Origin of the sequence: Paenibacillus sp. MER TA 81-3 (assembly GCF_023713585.1) — a bacterium.
Lineage (GTDB): Bacteria > Bacillota > Bacilli > Paenibacillales > Paenibacillaceae > Paenibacillus_B > Paenibacillus_B profundus.
Window position 1 is genome coordinate 257876 of the sequence record NZ_JAMAWB010000007.1, and the last position, 20605, is coordinate 278480.

The 20605-nt window shown below is 46.0% G+C and carries 19 protein-coding genes; 4 read left to right on the forward strand and 15 right to left on the reverse strand.

The window, feature by feature from the left end; all coding sequences use genetic code 11:
- The first annotated feature begins 79 nt into the window (after window positions 1-79).
- A complete protein-coding gene (locus tag M3650_RS12345) occupies window positions 80-2422 on the forward strand; it encodes a helix-turn-helix domain-containing protein (protein ID WP_251575089.1) in 2343 nt (780 codons plus the stop codon).
- A gap of 147 nt (window positions 2423-2569) precedes the next feature.
- Here the strand turns inward: M3650_RS12345 and M3650_RS12350 are convergent, their stop codons facing one another.
- The 3 genes from M3650_RS12350 to M3650_RS12360 form a co-directional block, all read right to left on the reverse strand.
- Window positions 2570-3445 (reverse strand): carbohydrate ABC transporter permease, encoded by an 876-nt coding sequence (locus tag M3650_RS12350; RefSeq protein WP_251575090.1) that lies wholly within the window; start codon window positions 3443-3445, stop codon window positions 2570-2572.
- 81 nt (window positions 3446-3526) lie between these two features.
- Window positions 3527-5062 carry an extracellular solute-binding protein gene (locus M3650_RS12355; protein ID WP_251575091.1) on the reverse strand — a complete coding sequence of 512 codons (1536 nt, stop codon included), beginning with the start codon at window positions 5060-5062 and terminating at the stop codon, window positions 3527-3529.
- 84 nt (window positions 5063-5146) lie between these two features.
- Entirely contained in the window at window positions 5147-6106 is a 960-nt protein-coding gene (locus M3650_RS12360) for an ABC transporter permease (RefSeq protein WP_251575092.1), read from the reverse strand.
- A gap of 315 nt (window positions 6107-6421) precedes the next feature.
- Between M3650_RS12360 and clpP the strand changes: the two genes are divergently transcribed.
- Entirely contained in the window at window positions 6422-7003 is a 582-nt protein-coding gene (clpP, locus tag M3650_RS12365; protein ID WP_019422002.1) for an ATP-dependent Clp endopeptidase proteolytic subunit ClpP, read from the forward strand.
- A 212-nt stretch (window positions 7004-7215) separates the two neighbouring features.
- On the forward strand, window positions 7216-8250 hold the full coding sequence (locus M3650_RS12370) for a LacI family DNA-binding transcriptional regulator (RefSeq protein ID WP_251575184.1): 1035 nt from the start codon (window positions 7216-7218) through the stop codon (window positions 8248-8250).
- Between the two features lie 123 nt (window positions 8251-8373).
- On the opposite strand, the gene M3650_RS12375 is transcribed toward M3650_RS12370, so the two are convergent.
- The 7 genes from M3650_RS12375 to M3650_RS12405 form a co-directional block, all read right to left on the reverse strand.
- Window positions 8374-9093, reverse strand: coding sequence for an MgtC/SapB family protein (locus tag M3650_RS12375; RefSeq protein WP_251575094.1), 720 nt, complete (start codon window positions 9091-9093; stop codon window positions 8374-8376).
- Between the two features lie 48 nt (window positions 9094-9141).
- A complete protein-coding gene (locus tag M3650_RS12380; protein ID WP_019421998.1) occupies window positions 9142-9984 on the reverse strand; it encodes a sugar ABC transporter permease in 843 nt (280 codons plus the stop codon).
- Window positions 9984-11285, reverse strand: a complete 1302-nt coding sequence (locus M3650_RS12385; protein ID WP_285848427.1) for a carbohydrate ABC transporter permease — start codon at window positions 11283-11285, stop codon at window positions 9984-9986. Before M3650_RS12385 ends, M3650_RS12380 begins: the two co-directional genes overlap by 1 nt.
- An 86-nt stretch (window positions 11286-11371) precedes the next feature.
- Window positions 11372-12667, reverse strand: a complete 1296-nt coding sequence (locus M3650_RS12390) for an extracellular solute-binding protein (RefSeq protein WP_251575095.1) — start codon at window positions 12665-12667, stop codon at window positions 11372-11374.
- A gap of 35 nt (window positions 12668-12702) precedes the next feature.
- Window positions 12703-13326: a histidine phosphatase family protein gene (locus M3650_RS12395; protein WP_233695612.1), complete on the reverse strand. Its 624-nt coding sequence runs from the start codon at window positions 13324-13326 to the stop codon at window positions 12703-12705.
- A gap of 57 nt (window positions 13327-13383) precedes the next feature.
- A complete protein-coding gene (locus tag M3650_RS12400; protein ID WP_251575096.1) occupies window positions 13384-14016 on the reverse strand; it encodes a histidine phosphatase family protein in 633 nt (210 codons plus the stop codon).
- A gap of 84 nt (window positions 14017-14100) precedes the next feature.
- A complete protein-coding gene (locus M3650_RS12405; protein WP_251575188.1) occupies window positions 14101-15126 on the reverse strand; it encodes a LacI family DNA-binding transcriptional regulator in 1026 nt (341 codons plus the stop codon).
- A gap of 449 nt (window positions 15127-15575) precedes the next feature.
- Here M3650_RS12405 and M3650_RS12410 point away from each other — a divergent pair, with 449 nt between their 5' ends.
- Window positions 15576-16031: a hypothetical protein gene (locus M3650_RS12410; RefSeq protein WP_251575097.1), complete on the forward strand. Its 456-nt coding sequence runs from the start codon at window positions 15576-15578 to the stop codon at window positions 16029-16031.
- Window positions 16032-16112: 81 nt separating this feature from the next.
- Here M3650_RS12410 and M3650_RS31955 read toward each other — a convergent pair whose 3' ends face one another.
- The 5 genes from M3650_RS31955 to M3650_RS12430 form a co-directional block, all read right to left on the reverse strand.
- Window positions 16113-16241, reverse strand: a complete 129-nt coding sequence (locus M3650_RS31955; RefSeq protein ID WP_285848428.1) for a hypothetical protein — start codon at window positions 16239-16241, stop codon at window positions 16113-16115.
- Between the two features lie 191 nt (window positions 16242-16432).
- Window positions 16433-17101, reverse strand: a complete 669-nt coding sequence (locus M3650_RS12415; RefSeq protein ID WP_251575098.1) for an ABC transporter ATP-binding protein — start codon at window positions 17099-17101, stop codon at window positions 16433-16435.
- A 19-nt stretch (window positions 17102-17120) separates the two neighbouring features.
- Window positions 17121-18410 carry a hypothetical protein gene (locus tag M3650_RS12420; protein WP_251575099.1) on the reverse strand — a complete coding sequence of 430 codons (1290 nt, stop codon included), beginning with the start codon at window positions 18408-18410 and terminating at the stop codon, window positions 17121-17123.
- Between the two features lie 357 nt (window positions 18411-18767).
- Entirely contained in the window at window positions 18768-18986 is a 219-nt protein-coding gene (locus M3650_RS12425) for an aspartyl-phosphate phosphatase Spo0E family protein (RefSeq protein WP_251575190.1), read from the reverse strand.
- A gap of 162 nt (window positions 18987-19148) precedes the next feature.
- Window positions 19149-20435, reverse strand: a complete 1287-nt coding sequence (locus M3650_RS12430) for a helix-turn-helix domain-containing protein (protein ID WP_251575101.1) — start codon at window positions 20433-20435, stop codon at window positions 19149-19151.
- Between the last annotated feature and the right edge of the window lie 170 nt (window positions 20436-20605).

Below are 20605 nucleotides of genomic sequence, written 5' to 3' on the forward strand. Positions count from 1 at the left end.
ACGCAAGCGCTTACATTTATGCTATACTAGAGCATGTTTCACCCCAACATCTTAAGATCATGTTAGGAGGGGCCGTACGTTGCTTGCTGCCATGACCAAAAAAGTCTCCCATCTGCTGCGTCCTGTCTATCACAAGCAAAAGATGCTTATTTCCATGCTGCTGCTGGCGACCATCCCCGTGCTTGTGTTGGGGCTGACCATTTCTAACGTCCTGACTTCTACAATACGGGAACAAGCCACTCTATATAATACGACTTTGCTCCAGCATGCCCAGAGCAAGATGAACGATCAGATCAAAAAAATTGATGAACTCCTGCTTCAATATACGTATTCCGATAAACGTGCCTATCCCGGCATTCTAGCTCAATTCGCGATGAAAGAACTGTCCGCGCGCCATCCTGAAGTGGTGCGTCAGCTTCAGAACGTGCTCGTTAACATCCGCAGCGGTATGGAGCATGTCATCGAGCTCGATTTTTATTCCTTCCAGTCTGCACGCATTCTGACCTCGGATAATCACTTGCTGAGCGAGGAAGAGTTCCGCGACCCGCTCGCGCTGGATATGGCCAGACACATCTCACTGCAAGGCGTGTGGATCGATACGCGCACTAGCATTCCAGCCAACAAGCGCATTGACCGGAACGTACTGACATTAATCCGGCCCGTAGCCGAAGATTCTACCGAGAAGAAGTCGATTACAGGTGCTATTATTGCCTACCTCGATGCCGACACGCTCGGCAATCAGATGTCAGCGAAGAATAGCTATTCCACACTCTCCCTCTTCGTGGTGAACGGGCACGGTCAGATCATTCTGGATACCGATCGCAGGCAGATCGGCAGAGCGATCAATCTCGACAACTTAGAGCAGATCAAGAACGCCGAGCCGCTGGCACAGATTCGCACCCGGCTGAATGGAGTCTCCTCCGTCCTAAGCGTTCTGCCTTCCCGGAATCAGGATTGGTACTACATATCGGCGATCTCGGAAGACGAGCTGAACCGAAGCGCGAATCAGGTGCAATGGTTAACCATCGGCATTTCGTTAAGCTTCGTCGCCATCGCCGCATTCCTGTCTCTGCGCGCAGCATCTAACTTGTACCGTCCGGTCCGCAAGCTGACCCAGGCCATTCAGCCGCTCCGCTCGTCAGATCAGCCAGCAGGACAGGAAAGATGCAATGAAATGGAGCAGGTGCACCGGGCCATCGAAGCGATGATACGCGAGAACCAGCAGCTCGAGAGCAGCCTGAGCCGCTATCGGGATAAGATGGAGCAGCATACGCTGCATCAATATTTGCTCGGCAGCATCCAAGAGCACGATGCGCGCGCTGACATTCAGTACGGTCAGGATGCTTCCTATATCGCTATCATGCTGCTCACCTTCGATACGTGGAAGCTGCATGCCAAATATCCGCACGATGATCAATACTTGCTCTACTTCGCCGTAGAAAATATGGCGCTCGAGCTTGCTGAGCGTTATGGTCAGGCGCACTCGCTCATGATGAAGCCTGGACAATTCGCCGTCTTTATTTCCAGTCAGGAACCGCTCGAGCCGGAGGTGCTGAAGCAAGCCAGCGCCGACTTGCTGCATGCCATTGAGACGTATCTGCAGTTAACCGTCACCTTGTCCGTCTCCTATTCTCTGCAAGGACTCGGCGGACTCCCTGACGCCTACAAGCAAGCGGAACAAGCTTCACGTTACCGGTTCGTGCTGCACGAAGATCAGGCCATCTTCATTCATGAATTGGACCCTGCCATGAGCATCCAGCTGGAGGATATTGCAGAGTCCACCTACAAGATTGTGGACAGCTTGAAAGCTTCGAAGCTCGAGCCCGCGCAGACCGAATTCATCCATCTCATGGAAGGCCTGAAGGAAGGTGCCGTCTTCTCCGTAGATTCGGTGCACGGCTTCTTCTCCCAGCTGCTGGGCTCGATTCTCCGCTGTATGCAGCAGCATCACAGCATGGAATTCAAGCCGGAGCTGCAGCATCTGCTGCTCAGCAGCTTGTCCGCGCAGCAGACGCTGGGCGATGTGGAAGCGTTCTTCCTTAAGGAAGTGTTCCAACGGCTGAAGGTGGCGCTCGATGAACAGGCTCATCCGAAGCATACAGAGCTTATCCAACGCATCGTCACCTACATCCATGAGCATTACGACCAAGACATCTCGCTGCAGCAATGCGCAGATGCCATCGGCTTGAATACGTTCCAGGTCAGCCGATTATTCAAGAAGCATACAGGCCGCAACTTCGTAGACTACGTCATTACGTATCGCATCGATCGGGCGAAGGACATGCTCCTCCATACCGACTTGCGTATTCAGGACATTGCCGAGAAGCTTCGCTATACGTCGGTGCAAAATTTTATCCGCACGTTCAAGAAGACGACGGGAACGACACCGGGGCAATATCGCAAGCACATGTCAGAGCAATAGCCGGACGCCTGGCAGCTCGCGCGTCGCGCCGTTAAGCTTCCGTCGCGGTCCGCTTCCGGATCGCTTCCCGAGCTCACGGTGCCCTTACACCTCCAAGCCAATAAGCAGCAGGCGTAATGTCGGAACGCCTGCTGCTCAGCACTTTAACTATCCTTTTACCGCGCCAAGTGTCAACCCCTGCACAAAATAACGCTGCAAGAACGGATAGAGCACGACGATCGGGAACGAAGCCAGCACGACCGTCGCCATCTGAATCGATACCGAAGGCGGGAGCGGAACATTCGGATCCAGGTTGGAAAAGATATCGGCCTGTCCGATGAGCACCACTTGACGCAACAGAATTTGCAGCGGCCATTTGTCCGGGTCGTTCAAATACAAAATCGCAGAGAAATACTGGTTCCAGTTCCCCACCGCATAAAATAGAGTGAACGTCGCTAAAATGGGCAGCGACAACGGGAATACGATATGGCCCAAAATTCGCAAATCTCCGCAGCCGTCGATGCGGGCCGACTCGATGACGCTCTCCGGCAGCGATTCGAAGAAGTCGCGCATGACCAGCATGTTGAAGGCAGAAATCGCTCCCGGAAGGATGAGCGCCCACAAAGAGTTAATCAAGCCCGTCCCCTTGACCACCAGGTACGTCGGAATCATGCCCCCGCCGAACAGCATCGTGAACAGCACCATGAACATAATGACACGCCGGGCGCTGAACTGCGGTCTGGAGCACACATAGGCCAGCAGTGCGGTCAGGATGACATTGATGAGCGTCCCGATAACGGTCAGCCACACCGTGTTTTTCAAGGAAATGAAGAATACGCCCGTATCAAAGATGTAACGGTATGCCTCGGTCGTCCATGTCGACGGCCAGAGGATGAACCGGCCTGACAGCGATTCCTCCGTCGTTGCGAACGACATCGCGAATACGTGAATAATCGGAAGTATCGTGACCACGGCCAAAACAGTAAGCAAAGTCATGTTGATGGCGTTAAACCACCGATCCCCGCTCCTCATGCGCTGTAACAATGATGCTCACTCCTTTCATGCCGCCGCACGCGTTCAAGCCAATCCGCACGACGGCAACGTGCTATTGCCTAGCCTTATCCATCAGCCTTGCTTGCGCTTCTGGTAAGCCTCGTTGAATTCCTTAATGACCTGTTCCCCGCCTCTGCCTTTCCACTCTTGGATGATCTTGTCGTAATCGTCCACCGGGCGCTCGCCAAGAATGATTTTGTTCACTTGATCCGTCAGGAATTGATCCAGTTCTTTTCCTTTTTCGCTGTATGTCGGCGAAAAGAGGCCAATCGACTGATCGCTGTACGGTTCGCCCTCTAAGGCGACTTTGAAGTTCTCATCCTTCATTTTCTTCAATTCGTCCCAATCATCCGGGTTGTAGATCCATTCTCCCTCTGCCGCGTGGTTGGTCAGCACATATTTACCTGTGCCTTCGGTCAAGCCTTTGTCGGTCAGGACGTTCTGGCCGTTCTCCTGCTTATGATGCTCGTTCTCCACGCCCCACTTCATGAACTCGGCCCCTTCGTCACCGATCTGATCGTCCAGAATGGAGAGCAGCTTCTTCACCTTATCCTCATCTTTGCCAAGGCTTGCCGGCATAACGAAGAACCCATAGAAACCGTGATACTTGCCATAGCCCTTATAGCCGTCCGGACCCGTCAACGGCGGAACCGAAGTGACACGGAAGTCTTTGTTGACGCTATAGGCTTTGTCGAAGCGGGCTTTGCTGAAAGCGGTATACGCCCAGTTGCCAATAATGCCTGCTTTGCCGGTCAAGAAATCCTCATCGGCCTGTGTGCCTTTCTTAATCGTATAGTCCGGGCTGAATAGGCCATCCTTATAAGCTCTTGCCAGGTATGACACCGCATCCTTCGCGTTCGGCATCAGGTACCCGTGCGTGATGCCTCCCTGGCCATCTTCGAACCAGCCGAACCGGAGCGCCCGGTAAGAGCCGAACAGGCCGTTGAAGCCGCTGAACGTGCCGTCCAATGCGAAGCCGTACGTATCTTTTTTGCCATTGCCGTCTGGATCGTTAAGCGTGAAGGCCTTCATCACTTCATACAGCTCATCGTAATTGGTCGGCATCTTCAAGCCCAGCTTATCAAGCCAATCTTGACGAATGACCATCGCGTGGAACGGAATGCCGCGCAAGCGCGGAATGCCGTAAATATGTCCTTCATACGTCAGCATGTCCCAGATTTCTTGCGGAATCTTGCTCAAATTCGGATAATCCTTGATGTAATCTTCGATGGGCAAAAACATGCCGCTCCCCGCCCAGTTGAAGTAATTGGCGTTCGGATCTTCCATCAGCATCATATCCGGCATGTCCCCCGAGGCCACTGTAACGCCGACCTTATTCGTGTAATCGCCCGCTGCCACAGGAATATATTTATACTCAATGCCGTATCTTTCCTCAATCGCCTTAATGCCCGTGCTGTTCGTCGTCGGAGGCGCCGCCCCGTACAAAATGTTCATCGCCGAGACACTGTACTTCTTGCCGGCATCTCCCGTGCTCTGATCTCCGCTTGCATTCGATTCCTTGCCGCCGTTGCCGCAAGCCGCCAGCATACTGGCCGCCATTGAGCACGCCAAAATGAAAGACAGCACTTTTTTACCCGGTAATTTCATGATTACATCCTCCCTAGGTTCATTGTTGAATCATGATGGGTATTCTATGATGTAAGCACTTACAAATGGCGGAAGCAACCGGTTTTAGAATACGCCGCGCTCCCCCATGCGTTTCGCCAGCTTGTTGGCGCCGAAAATCATAATCAGCCCAATCAAGCCCTTCAGCAGCCCGACCGCCGTCGAGAAGCTGAAATTGCCGTTGACGACCCCCGCTTGATACACATACGTCTCGATGACTTCCCCGACGTCCCTGACGGACGGGTTCAGCATCAGGAAGATTTGCTCGAAGCCGACATCCAACACACTGCCCAGCCGCAAAATGAACAGGACAACAATCGTGCTGCGTATGCCCGGCAACGTGATGTTCCATATCTGGCGCAGCCGTCCGGCACCATCCATCTTCGCCGCTTCATACAGCTCCATATCGATGCTGGAGAGCGCCGCTAAGTAAATGATCGTGCCCCAGCCCGACTCCTTCCAGATGACCTGCAGCACCAGCATGAACCGGAAGTTGTCCGAATTGGACAAAATATCGATTTTCGACAACCCCATATCCAGCAACATGTTGTTCACGGCACCGTCGCTTTGGAACATCAGGTAGAAGATACCGGCCACGACAACCCAAGACAGGAAGTGAGGCATGTAGAAGACGGTCTGCAGCACGCGCTTGAACGACCTTTTGGATACTTCATGAATCATAATCGCCAAGAAGATCGGAATCGTGAAAGCGAATACAATTTGATAGAAGCTAATAATGAGAGTATTCAAAAAAATGCGGCCGATATCCGGATTTTCAAATATGCGGTAAAAATGCTTCAGGCCCACCCACTTGCTGTCCCAAATGCCAAGCATCAAATTGTAATCCTTAAAGGCGATTACTACACCAAGCATCGGAAGATACTTATACACAATAAAAAACAATAGGCCTGGCAGCGCCATCAGCCACAAAAACCTCTCGTTCCAAAACACCTTCCATATGTGGCTCCATATTCCGTTCCCTCTTGCCTGAATGTCCGGAGTGTAAGAGGATGCTCTTGCTGACATTGACGTCACCTCCTTTGTGTCCCCATTCTAGGTCACAAGCTCATGGCATGGAAACGTTCACTTTTTGATGCTCATTTTTTGTACCCATACAAATACACTGCAAAAAATGATAACATAAGCGGCATGTCTTTTTTTGTTAATAGGAACACATTTGTCCCTATTTCGTAAACAAAAAAAATAGTTTGACCATCTTTGACTTTTTAAAAAAAATTCGTTATGATATGGCTATAGTTCATGATTCATTGGACCCGACTTACGTTTAACGGTCCAAGATTTGGTTAATATTCTAGTTAAGGAAGCTGAGGAGGGATTATCGTGAGTTACGTTCCTGTAGTTGTCGAACAGACGAATCGAGGAGAACGATCCTATGACATTTATTCCAGACTGCTGAAAGACCGCATTATCTTTCTCGGAACTCAAGTCAATGACGTAGTAGCGAATTCGATTATCGCACAGCTGCTCTTCTTGGCTGCTGACGACCCGGAGAAAGACATTCATCTGTATATCAACAGTCCAGGCGGATCCATCACGGCCGGCATGGCCATCTTCGATACGATGCAGCATATTAAGCCGGACGTATCTACGATTTGCGTAGGTATGGCCGCTTCGATGGGCGCATTCTTGCTGAATGCCGGAGCGAAAGGCAAGCGGTTCGCGCTACCGAATAGTGAAATTATGATTCACCAACCGCTCGGCGGTGCCGAAGGGCAAGCGACGGATATTGAGATCCGGGCGCGCCGCATCCTGAAGATGCGCGACAAGCTGAATCATATTTTGGCCGATCGCACGGGGCAGCCTCTCGAACGGATTGAAAAAGATACGGATCGCGATTACTTCATGTCGGCGGAGGAAGCGTTAGAGTACGGTCTAGTAGATAAAGTGCTCGGGAAGATCTAATCTTTCACATTAGCTTCATCTTTCATACAGCAAAATAACATAAATAAGCTGCTCGTGTTGCGTATTATCGCAGACGGCAGCTTTTTGTTTGACTGTATGCTGAAATATCAATGGACCTTCCATGCGCTTTCACCGTATTACAATATATGATTAAATAATAGTGATGCTCAACGATAATTCCGTGAAGAATAGGAGGTGGGAACTTGCCAACTGTGAGAGAGATAGCACGTGCAGCAGGTGTGTCACCAGCGACCGTATCGCGGGTGCTTACGGGCAAGGGGAACACATCCTCCGAAGTGAACGAAAAAGTGGCAAAAGCGATACAGGAGCTCGGATACGTACCCAATCAAAATACACAGCAGAGGTTCCCGGCAGCCGGACCTCGAACCGTGTGCTATACGATCGCACGTGATCCCAGTGAAATTTTCGGAAATCCATACTATGCCAATGTGCTCCTAGGCTTATCCAACGCTACCCAAAAATACGGATACGACTTGCAAATTTCCACATTTCGTTCTGTCGAGCAACAGGTCGAAAAATGTTTGAAATTGTATAAAGATAAAAGAGTGGACGGTTTTATTTTGTCGGGAGTGCTATCAGCAGATAAAAGCACGCTCATTCAAAACCTGCAGAAGCATTCCGTTCCGTTTGTCATGATCGGCCGCAGTCTGCAACACAACATCTTTTGTATCCATAGCGATAATTTCCGTGACGGATATGTAACCGCGCAGCATTTAATTGATGAAGGATACCGACACATTTTGTTTTTGACTGAAAGCTTGGATTTGGATGTTGTGCGCGATCGGATTGCGGGATATAAGCAGGCACTGCATAACAATGGCTTGGAGGCTGGCGACGACAACGTTATCTTGTTCGGTTCGGAAGAATCGCACATGATGGAGGCGCTGGACCAGTACAATTCTGACGGCAGAGCATTTGATGCAATCATCGCAGCCGATAGTGTCATGGCGCTCGGTGTGCTGAAATATTGCCGCGATCGCAACTTACGCGTGCCGGAAGATGTCGGTATTATTGGCTTCAATGACGCCGCATTCCTCAATAAAATATCACCATCGATTAGCTGTACCACCATTCGAGGAGAACACCTCGGATTAGAGGCGCTTGAAATGCTAATCGAGCTGCTGGACGACCCCGATCGCATTAACAAAAATAAAACGGTCACTCTGCCTTCAGAGCTCATCGTGCGCCAATCCACACAGCGAAGAAGCAGTCTATCCAAGGCCTAATATAGGAAATAGACGCCGAGATACGATACTCCCGGCGTCTTGTCGCATTACCACTGCAATTCAATCAATCGATCACGAACACCTGCATCGAATCCTCCCACTCCCACTCTCCTCATCATTTGTTCAATCGACCTTGACCGCCTTCACACTCGGTATCGCTTTCAGCCGTTCGACAAACTTGCAAATCGGGGTTTGCTTAGGAAGCACGACCGTCATCGTAATGTGCAACGGCGGCAGCGGCTCTATCTCTTCCCGCGCTGCAGCGGCGTCCACTGTGCCATCTTCCACGTTCAACTTCTTAATCTCTATCCGTTCGCCGAGCAATTGCTCCGATATCGTGCCTAGCGTCTCGGTGCCGCCAGCAGAAATAATGTGGACCGAATGGGCTTTATTCGCCACGAGATACCGAAGTTCTACCTTGTTCAGCACTTGTAAGGAGACAAAGACGAGCCCGCACGTCAAAATTGCCGGAAAATAAAATCCCGCACCCACCGCCAAGCCAATCGCGGCCATCACCCAGAGCGTTGCCGCTGTCGTCAACCCTTTTACCGAGGTTCCTGTACGAATGATCGTTCCAGCGCCGAGAAACCCGATGCCGCTAATGACCTGCGCAGCAAGACGAGCCGGATCGAGCCGGACATTCGGTTCATCGACGAAGGTGTTAAAGCCATAGATGGACAGCAGCATAATGAGTGTAGAACCGATGCATACCAATATATTGGTGCGGAATCCAGCGGCGTGCTGATTCAACTCTCTCTCAAAACCGATAATTCCTCCGAGCACAAGCGAGAGAATAAGCCGTAAGCATATGCTTGCTGGATCCGCGATCCAAGGGCTTGCCACCCCATCTCCCCCTTTCTCCCGCCAATCCTAATGCCAGCCTAATATCTGTTAGGTCTTCGTCGCGCCCGCCGTCAAGCCGGAAATGAGGAACCGCTGCAGGAACAAGAATACGGCAGCAATCGGAATCGCAATCAGCATGGATCCCGCGGCAAAACGGGTAAAGTTGTTGCTGAATTCCTGATTGACCAGATTGAACAAGCCAACGGCAAGCGTATAGTTTTCCGAACTGCGAATGACGATGCGCGGCAGCAAAAAGTCCATAAACGGCGTCATAAAATTAAACAAGGCGACGACAGCCAAAATCGGTTTTGCCAGCGGCAAAATAATTTGGAAGAAGATTCGGAAATGCCCTGCGCCGTCAATTTTCGCAGATTCATCCAAGTCACGCGGTATCGTGTCGAAATAACCTTTAATCAAAAACGCATGCATCGGAATCGACGACCCGACGTAAATCAAGATTAAGCCTGCCAACGTATCCAGCAGTCCCAAAATGTTCAGCAAAATGTATAGCGCGACCATCCCCATAAGCACTGGGAACATTTTGATCAACAAGATCGCATACAAGCCATGCTTGCGCCCTTTGAAATTATAACGGGAGAACGCATACGCTAAAAATGTCGTCACGATGAGCGACAGCACGGTTTTCCAGCTAGCCACAATGAGCGTATTTTTGTACCACAGCGCATACTGGCTGCTAGGGTCCATGAAGAGCCACGAATAATGTTCAAGCGACCAATTTTCCGGTATAATCTTGGCGCTGTATAAGCTTGTACCTGGATTAAGCGAGACACCTAAAGCCCATATAAGCGGATACATAATGACGATAAACATGAACAGAATGAATGTATATATCCCGGTAAGCTCCAGTCTTGATTTCCATTTCGCACTCATTAGACGTTACCCTCCTCCTTGAACGAACGAGTCTTCCTAAATTGGAAAAAGGCGACTGTCGCCACAATCAGACCAAGGATAATGGATATGACCGCAGCCATATTATAATTCAACGTTTCAAAAGTAAGCTTGTATACCCACGAGATAACGATATCCGTCGAACCTGCCGTCTGGCCGCGAACCGGAGGTCCACCTTGGTTGAACAAGTAAATCAGGTTGAAGTTATTGAAATTGCCTGTATATTGCATAATGAGAAGCGGCGCAGTCGCGAACAAGACGTGTGGAAGCGTAATAAAGCGGAATCTCTGCCATTTGGTTGCTCCGTCGACCTCTGCAGCCTCATACCAGTCACTCGAAATACTTTGCAGCACACCTGTAAACAAGGCGAACACAAAGCTGAAGCCTAGCCATACTTGCACGATAATAATCGCAACTTTCGTCCATAGCGGATCAGACATCCACGGAATCGATAAGCCGAACGGGGCCAGTATTTGCCGGTTAATCGCTCCGAATTGATCGTTGAACATGGCGGCAAACACGAGAATGGAGACGAATGCGGGCACCGCCCACGGCAAAATGAGCATCGTCCGAATAAACTTTTTAAATCTCACGCGCTTGTCATTAACGATGACCGCTAAGAACAGCGCCAGCGAAATCTGCAGCGTCGTCGCTACAAACGTCCACACGATCGTCCAAGATAGGACCGAGAAAAACGTATTCCGCCAAATCGGAACCGCAAAAATATTTTTGAAATTGTCTAGTCCTACCCAATCCAATAGAAAGCGAGGGGGCGAGTTATAAATGTTATAGTTCGTGAACGCCAAAGAAACCATGAACAATAGCGGCAAAATAAGCACGAAAATTATCATGAAAATCCCCGGTCCCACGAGCACGTACGGAACCCCTCTATCCCATGCTTGCTTAAATCCTTCACGAATCGAGGTAATCCTCCAGCCCTCGCGAATCTTGCGGGCTTCGTTCCGCGCATCGGTTAGGTTGATCCAATAAAACAGGATGAGAAACACCGTCAATATAACGGAGATGATGCCTTGAATAATCAGTGACCGGGAATCATCAACACCTTGAATCGTTCCCAGCGTATATAACCCCCAGTAACCAATATTCAAAAAATCGGCGAATGCGACCAGAAACGACAAAAATAAAACCAAAAATAGAGAACCTTTCATATATCTTCGGTTATACAATTGCCCCAATCCCGGAATGATGGATAGCAGCATCGCCAATTTCGGATTATGTTTGCTTATTTGCGGCTTGTCGGTTCGCGCATGTTGTTCTCCCAATCTAATCAAGCCTCCTCATTTACATCCGTTGCAGCGTCATGATGCGGGTTGGGATACGCAAGAGTATCCCAACTCGACATTACGTCCTATTTATTTGCATTATTAATGGCGATTTGTTCTTTAATCTGAACGACTGCTTCATCCAACACCTCTTTGGTGTTCTGTCCCTTCGTCAAGAAGACGAGCGCATTTTTCATAGGTTCCCATGTTTGGGAGATTTCCGGATTGTTCGGTGTCGGCGTAGCGTATTTCGCTTGCTCCGCAACCGCCGAGAAATACGGATGCTTCGTTACTAAATCGCTTTCAAGAATGCCAGGACGCGCTGGGATTTCACCAGCAGCTTGGAAGTGGCTCGCCCCGTTTTCATCGTTCGTAATGAACAAGGCCAGTTCGGTAGCCCATTCTTTATGATTGGAGAAAGGAGACAGCACCAGACCTTTCACACCGAGGAAAGAAGGAGGACGTTGGCCGTTGGCCAGCTTCGGCAGCGGAACTGCGCCAAGCTTGTCTCCAAGCGCATCTTCATAGTTCTTGATCGACGATGGAACCGAGATGACGGCTGCTACTTTCCCTTCCTTGAATAATCCATCAAGGACGTCTCCATTTATCGATGCCGGGATGAGCCCTTTTTCGAACCATGACTTCACCAGCTCTGCACCTTTTACGGAGCCTTCATTATTCAATCCGATATCATCGACGTCGTAACCTTTATCCTTGTCATATCCGAAAATGTAACCGCCATTGCCTTGTAAGAACATGTTAGAGTAGTAAAAATTCGTTGCATCGAATAAGAAGCCGTATTTATCTTGCGACGCATCCGTAAACTCAACCGCGAATTTCTCCAACTCTTCCCACGTTTCAGGAGCTTTCGGCATCAGCTCCTTGTTATAGAACAATGCTGTCGTTTCGACAACCATCGGCATGTTATAAATTTGGCCATCCACCGTAACAGCTTGAATAGCTTCTGGAGAATACTGGCTAATTTGCTCCTCACTGATTTTGAATGGCTCAGCCAAGCCTTGCAGAACATTGCGGCCCATCGAATTATGCGTTGCGCTCCATAAGTCAGGACCACGGCCTGAAGGACCATCGAGTGAAAAGGCTTTCGCTTGTTGGCGCGGGTTGAACGGAATGACCTCGACCTCAATGCCGGTCTTCTCCGTGAACTTCGCCGTAATGGCCCGCAGCGATTTTAATTCGGGCTCATTTTCCGCCCCCCATACTTTAAGCTTGTCCGGTTTTGCAGGCATGTCGCCTTCCTGTTGCTGCTGATTCGTGTCCGCATTCGGCTTCGCTTGTTCAGCGTCGCGCTTCGGACCGCAAGCAGTAAGTGACAAGATGACAGACAATGAGAGCAGCAGCAATACCATTTTCTTAGCCATGATTTAGTTGTCCCCCTTGAAATGAATGTCGTTTTTTATTCGTACACGTGCTGACCGAGGTGGTCTTTATGCAACGTTACCGATTCACATTTGCCTTCCGAATCAAGAATAAATTGCACAACACCCGCATTGTACACGGGATAGGTGTCGCCTGGATTGGCGATTTGTTTCATATCTGCAGTCGTCTGGCCATGTCCGAATACGGCAATATGCGCTTCCGTTCCGCAGTAAGCCTTGAGCTTCGCATCGAAAAACTTTTGTACGCGCTTTCGTACAATTGCATGATTTTCCGGCCAAGTCGGCCACCACTTTTGCTTTACATCTTGGTAGTCTGCAAATTGCACATGCGGGAATTCCGTTAGCACTTGCTCACAGCTTTCCCAATCATAATCGCGATAGTCTTTCCATTCCTCATTGAAAATTTCAGACATTTCGGGAATAAGCACGATGTCCAAGCCTTTGGCCTTGGCGAGCGGTGTCGCCGTCTGAATCACTCTGCGCAACGGGCTGCAGAAGATAGCCTGCAATGGAATATCTGCGAAAAAGGGCGGGATTTGATCCGCCTGCCATCGCCCTAATTCCGACAAGCTGCAGTTCGGTCCGCCTCCCTGTCCAATATTCATCGTCGATTGCGCATGTCGAATTACATATAAGTGCATAGTAAGATGTTCTCCTCTTCATTGAAATCATCATCCGCTTGGCGGGCAGCTCTCTTTTTATACGCTGCTCTGTTGATAGGATAGTTGACCGGCTTCAAGGTGAGTCGTATCATTCAACTTGATTAGCTCTGTTGCATACTCACGGAAAATGATATGGTTCATACCCGTATTCGCTTGGGGGAATCGAATATGCGCCGATGAAGCGATACCTAACGCCTCACGAATCAAATACTCGTTGAAGTTCCCATGGCAGAATACCGCAATCCGCTCCTCGCCGCACATTCGCAGCTGCCGCAGCACTTCGCGCGCACGCTGTACGACGAGCTCGTGATAGTCTCCTCCCGGATACACCCATCCGTCTTTCTCTATCGTGTCCTGGAATGTCGCTTCCGGAACGTAGTCCAGTAACGATTCCAGTGAAGGCCCCATGTACAGGTCGCCTTCTCTCACTTCGTATAATTCCTTCCGTACCTGAACCGGCAAATGAAGCATTTGGGCCAGAGGCTGCGCCGACTGCATCGCCCGAATTAACGGACTGGCGAATATGGCGGTAATGCCTCTGTCTCGTAAATACATCGCCGCGTGTCCGGCTTGTACGAGGCCACGCTCTGTTAGAGGCGAATCAGGCATATCCCGGTCCGGCATCGTATTGCCGACCGACTGCCCGTGCCGCACAAGATAAAGTTCCATAATCGCTCCCTTGCTAACTTCAATTACTTTATATTTCCGCTTACATCTGCTGCCGAACACCTTTGCTCTTATGTCGGCTGTGCCTTATTCGCCCTTGAATTCGTACCTGTCGGTCGATTGGCGAACAACTAATTCTGACGGCAGCGTTACATTTTTTTTAAGGCTCATCGCTTGAGGCTGATCAATAATCTCATTCAATAAATGGAATGCTTCCGCTCCCAAGCTAGCCCCATTCATCTCCACACAGCTTAGCGTCGGAGACACTTTGACTAGATATGGCGCATCATTAAATCCGAGAATCCCCACATCTTCCGGCACGCGCAATCCTTTAAGCTGGCAGAACTTCAATACGCTGAGCGACATCACGCTATCTGTCGCCATAACGCTATCGAAGGCAATTCCTTCATCCAGCAAGTGCTGCAGCGCTTCCATAATGTCGTCTTCTTCCGCACCGACTTGAACGATACGATTAGGGCCGACGTCCAGCCCGAATTGCTGCACGGCTTGTCTGTAACCGGAAATTCGCGCCCCAAATACGTCCAGCTGCGTATCTTGTGTAAATACGACGATATTCCGGTACCCTGCTTCAATAAGATGTCTGGCAGCCATATATCCGTCTCGCATATTGTCGTTATGCACGGAGAACACCTCGTGATGGAACGTGCGTCCGATTAGCACGAAGGGAATATGCTCCTCATGAAGCGCTTTCAACAGCTTCTCCTTGTCGATAGATAGCACCCCGGTCAATATGAATCCGTCTACCTTCTGTTGCTTGTACAATCGCAAGCATTTCTGTATCTGCTGCTCCACACAATGAAACACAGCAAACTGCAAATCCATGTTATGCTGTTCGACTGCACTCGATAGCCCGTACAGCACACTGTCAAAGAACGGGTTCCCGAAAATGTCCATCGAGTTCCTTGCGATGGTTAAGCAGATGGTCCTGCTGTTGGTAGACGCAGGCTTTGCGCCCGCAGGAGGCACATAATTCGTCTCCCGTATCGCCTTTTGGACTTTAGCCCGTGTTTCTTGCGATGTGTTGCCTTTATTCGACAATACTCTTGATACAGTTGCTGGAGATACACCAGCCAATTTTGCGACATCCTTCATATTGGCCACGAAATACCCCCTACATTGCCATGAAACAGAAATCTGAAATAAATGAAACATGTTTCATTCACATTAAACCACACATCGACATAAATGAAAAGAGTTAATTTATTTTAAGCTATATTTCCGTGAAAACTAAATGAGAAACGTCCCTTTTTCCATGAAACAAGTCATGTTTCCGTTGCATGAATAATGAAACAATTTTACTTTTGAAAAGAAAATTGATTCCCTACAGCAGACAATACAAAGTTTAACTGAACTAAATAAAAGCATGAACAATAACAAGCAAGGCCAAGAAACGGTATTTTTACTTGTTTATTGGTTTTTCTGGAGGATTTTTATATTACCGTATCGAAACTATAAGGTATCTACCCGTAAAAATACTATCGGCTTTGAAGAGGGGGAATATCATTTCGTTAAACTTTAATTACAAGTTATGGAGGTTTTTTATGATACGTCGTTTACTTATATGTGTTTGTACACTAATTGGTACGGTCATTATCTTAAATTTTCAGGATATTCAAAACTTAATGGATCCTAGAACTACTTTTAAGAAAGAAATTATGGATAATATAGAAGACAAAAAAGTTTCATCTTTAGAATTTTATTTTTCCTCTAACGAGAATGAAATAATCACAAAAGACAAAAAGGATATCAACCGAATTTTGGAGATATTGTCTGAAATGAATTTGAAGAGAGGTAAAAATACTACTGATAAAGAAATTTGGATAGATGTAAGAGTACAAGGTGAAAGAAGGTATCTGTTGGCTCTGAGCGACGATAAAAGTCAAATAACAATAATTAATTACAGGGATAAAAAAAATATAATAAATCATTATACAATAGAAAATAATTTTGATTTAGATAAAATAAAAGTCATACTGAATAAATTAAGCCCAGAGTAAAAGGACTTTTTTTAGCCCCTCCTCTTCAAACCATACGCGAGGTTTCCCTGGCTCCAGTCTGTGGAGTTCACCTTTTCGATATCACGCCATCCAAACTTTCAACTGTGTCACATTTCGTATTCCGAGCTGATCCATGACTTCTCGTACCGGAACACCTGCCAATCTCATCTTGATCGCCTGCATTTTCACTTCCAGTGGGCTTGTTGCCAACGCAAAAACACCTCCAAGGTTGTCTCCATATCTTACGACACGGTCGCATTCTCTCGAAGATGTTTTAATTTGTCTCACGTTATGGGGTCAGTCCCTTAACGAGTTCGATCTTTTTTTACTTCTTTATTGTGAGTCTATCCAGCCACTTTTTGATACAATTTTCTTGTTGCTTCTTATGATATGTAGTACGACTAATTCACAAGATGCAGTCTCTTATGGTGAAGCTCATATATATGTTGACATTGACTTGAAACAGTATCATCGTGAGTAACGATCACCATTGTCATTCCGTTCTGATGAAGGGCATTGAATATCCTTAATATAGATTCTTCGGTTACCTCATCCAATGAACCAGTAGGTTCATCAGCTAGTAATATTGAAGGTTCTTTAACTATGGCACGGGCTATTGCTACTCGCTGACGTTCTCCACCTGATAAAGATGCTATGTCTTTTTTGATGTGACTTTCCATATCCAAATCATGCAAAACTTCTTCAACCCTACTTTTTATTTCTCCTCTAGGTATCCTGAGATATTGCAGTGGCAGTGCAATATTATCGAAAACATTTCGATCATCTAGTAAGTGGAACTTTTGCGTTATATAAGCAACGTGATTCCTTCTGTATTCTGCCAGTTGCTTTGCTGTAAACCGTGAAATATTGGTTCCGTTAAAAAGCATATCACCTTCTTCGAATGGAAGCAGGCCTGCTAAAATATTGAGTAAAGTAGATTTCCCACAACCGCTCTTACCCTTAATAGCGATAGATTCTCCTTGATGGATTTGAATATTTACATTCTCTAAGATGTTCGTATACTGTTTCCCATCCATAAATCTTTTTTTTATTCCTGCGAGTTCAATCATCGTATTGGTTTTTACCTCCTTAATCCCCGATATTGATATCTTTCATAATTGGGCGGAACAAAAGCTTACTCGCCAGCAAGAGGCAAATGATAATACTCATAGAGATACAAATTAAAAACATAATAAACTGTGTCTGAAAATCACCGATTTTAAGAATCTGATCTAGAACAATGAAGCTTGTTACATAAGCAGCCAGTATAATACTAAATATTTCGATCCACTGCATTTTTATAAGTCCAACTTTAGTAGCCCCATTGATATAATGAATGGCGAAAAATGATAATCTCTTTTTCTGTTGTAGAAATAAAATGATAATGATAATAATTAAATTTAATAGAGCTGTAGAGAGAAATACAGTTTGGACTAAGGTTTTATCTTCTTGTAAAACGGTCATTAAACCCCTGTATTTTAGGAAATGTGGATTCAGACCGATAAAAGAATAACTTCCAATAGATGATTTTTGAGCAATCGCGTTAATTCGCTGCATCATTGATTGGCTACTTGATGGGTCATTGTCTGTTACAATGTAGCCATTTATCATAGCAAAATAGACAGCTTGTTGGAATAATTCATCTACTTCCGAAGTAGGCTTATTATCATACTCTCTATAAGGAAGCAGGATATATTTGTCCAAGTAAAACTCCGTATCATTATTAAAGTAAAGCTTACTGTTTTCCTTCAAAAATCCAATAATTCTGATATTAAATGACTTATTATAAAAATTGATAGTAGTTTCATCGCCAATGTGAAGCACATTTCGATAGGAAGCTCCCAACAATACTGGTACAGTATCCTCGAAACCCTTAAAATCATGTTCACTCCAAGTCGTTCCTTCTGCTGCAACTAAGCCAAAAAAGTCAAGTGCCTGCTTATTCATTTGAAACGATTTAACAGCGGTAAATGTAGCATTTTCTATCTTTGTCTGGTACTTCCTGTTGCCTTGCTCATAACCCTCAATAAACTCATTAGGTAGCCCATTATCCTTTAATAGGATATGGTGATTGAACATAGCTAGATAGTCAAAATCATTTGTATGATCTAATTCATTGTAATAGCTTTTTAATCGTTCGAGATAACCCGGTTGGCTAACAAAATTCTGGTACTCTTCGCCATCATAATAACCATCAAGCAATTGATAGATGGACTTTCCTTCATAGATCTGTTGAAGGCCATTACTTTCGTAATTAAGCTGTTCGATAAAAGAAATGAAGGTTCCTATAATGATAAAAAATAAAGTAAGCTGAAGATAAAGAGCCATCGTTAATAATTTATGCTTTTTTAAATAAATTTTCAGTTCGTTTAGGATCATTTGCTGATTGCACCACCTTTTGATGAAGAAGCAGCTCTGAGAAACAGGCTTAACAAAGACCAGGCGCTAATCAGAAAAAGAATGACGATCCATATCATTTGTTTAAAAAATGATCCGGAATCAAAAATAGAAATGAATAAACACATCATAACTCCCGGGACAGTAATATACATGAAGACTTGACAGAATAACTGTTGAATAATTTTATTTTTCGCAATGCCCATGATGAATAAAATATACAACTTCTTCTTTTCTGATTCGTACCAATACCGTATAAATGCTAATACACTAAGGAACAAAAGGAGATATATCTTTTCTTCTCAGTGTATACATCTGCTTTCCTCATTTCACTACAGATTAAGGTCCTGCTTTTCTCTTATCTTTTAGTCTAAGAGAGTAATTCTTTTTTTGAAGCTGTAAGATGTATGTATCAAGCTCTTGACTAAGTTCAATAACATACTCATCATTGAAACTGTTGATATCTAATACTGCATTTATTAAGTGTTGGCGCAGCTCTTCAATTTTATGAACAATTATAGATTCCTCTTCATTGGGAATATGATTTGAAATAATCATACCCACCTTTCTTAAGTGAATCACTTAGATGAATTCATATTCTTGATAACCTCGTAATCTGTTGATTGTGTAATAACCTTGAAATAGGTTTCGTCTATTCGCCACAATTTTCCATTCACAAAACCTTTCGACATTTTCTTTGTAACTTAGACATTTTCTGACTTAAATAAGAGAACAAAAAAGGAAGTGACAGTAATCAAAGATTACTGCCCTCCCCCTAAATGGATGACGCACCACCTGTTGCCGTGCCCATATGGGCAATATAAATACGATTAAATTGAAACAATCATTCGCTCTGATACGGGCATCTACATCTACATAATGCAGTGCGCTTAACATATAGCAATCAATTGCATCTTCATATTGCTTTATTAATATGAAATAACCGGCTTTTAATTTAAAATATAAAGCCAACTCTGATTTTTTAAACGGTGTATAATAATGAGCGTTCAGTATTCGAGTTTCATCTCCTATCAAGTGTTCTATTACTTCGGTATCTTTATTCTGGAGGTATAGTTCGAGAAGTTCGTTAACAACATGAATTGCAGTATTTGGTGAGGATTGATCTAAACATATTTTAAGTTGTAATATGGCCTGCTCACTATTTCCCTTTCTACCCAGTATACAAGCACCAGTGAGTTTAACATTTTCTTGTATTTCTGCGAAAGGGTACTTTTTACATTCATACAGATACTGCTCCGCCAAAAAGTAATCGCCTAAATAGTAATATGAATTGCAAATAAGAAGCAGGGCACGCGCTTTCGTGAGACGATCGCCATCATTCCCTTTAATGATATAAGTACACAGATGGATGCACTTCTCATAAAGTTGCAGCGCGTAAGCATTAAAACCTAGTTTGAAATGTAACAGTACCTTCTCTTCTTCCGATAAAAAATTGACGTAAAGTAATAAATATGTTCCGGCTTGAAAAGTAAGATCCAGTTTGCTGAAATCATTTCGTTCAATCAAGTACTTTTGGAATAAAGCTTTCGCCACAAAAGGTTGTATTCCGTGCTCTCTGGCATATTTGGCGATAATTTCAAATAAACCAAGTTTGATCATTTCATCAGTCACCGAACCGGTTATGTTGTAGAGTTCCTCTACTAAGTCATAACTATCCACACCGTCGCATTCTAGAAAACGATCGGCTACCTTCGCAATGATATTCATGTCGCTAACCCGAACGGCCTCTAACAGCATATGATGCAAAATATTTTTTCGTTTCTCCATTACAACATAATGATTCACAACATCTTCATATGAAATCGATAATGGAGATGATAACGCCAGAACGGTGCCCAATTCAGGGTGCTTCGTCTCGCCTCTCTCGATTTTCGATATCGTTCCTTTCGGGATACCTGACAAGGCTGACAACTGATGTAAGGTGTATCTTGCTCTCTTCCGATGATCGTGAATCAATTCACCTACGCGCCTCAGCTCAGAACCCACATCATCACCTTCTTTCGAGCCCCAATTTTACATACAAATATTCCCTATTCATTTATTAACACCTTACTATAAATCCCAATCGCTGTAAACGTCCACTGGTCGATAAGCACATCAAAAACCACATGCTTTCAACCCATCAAGAGAACTTTTCATTCTCTACTCACCGATAA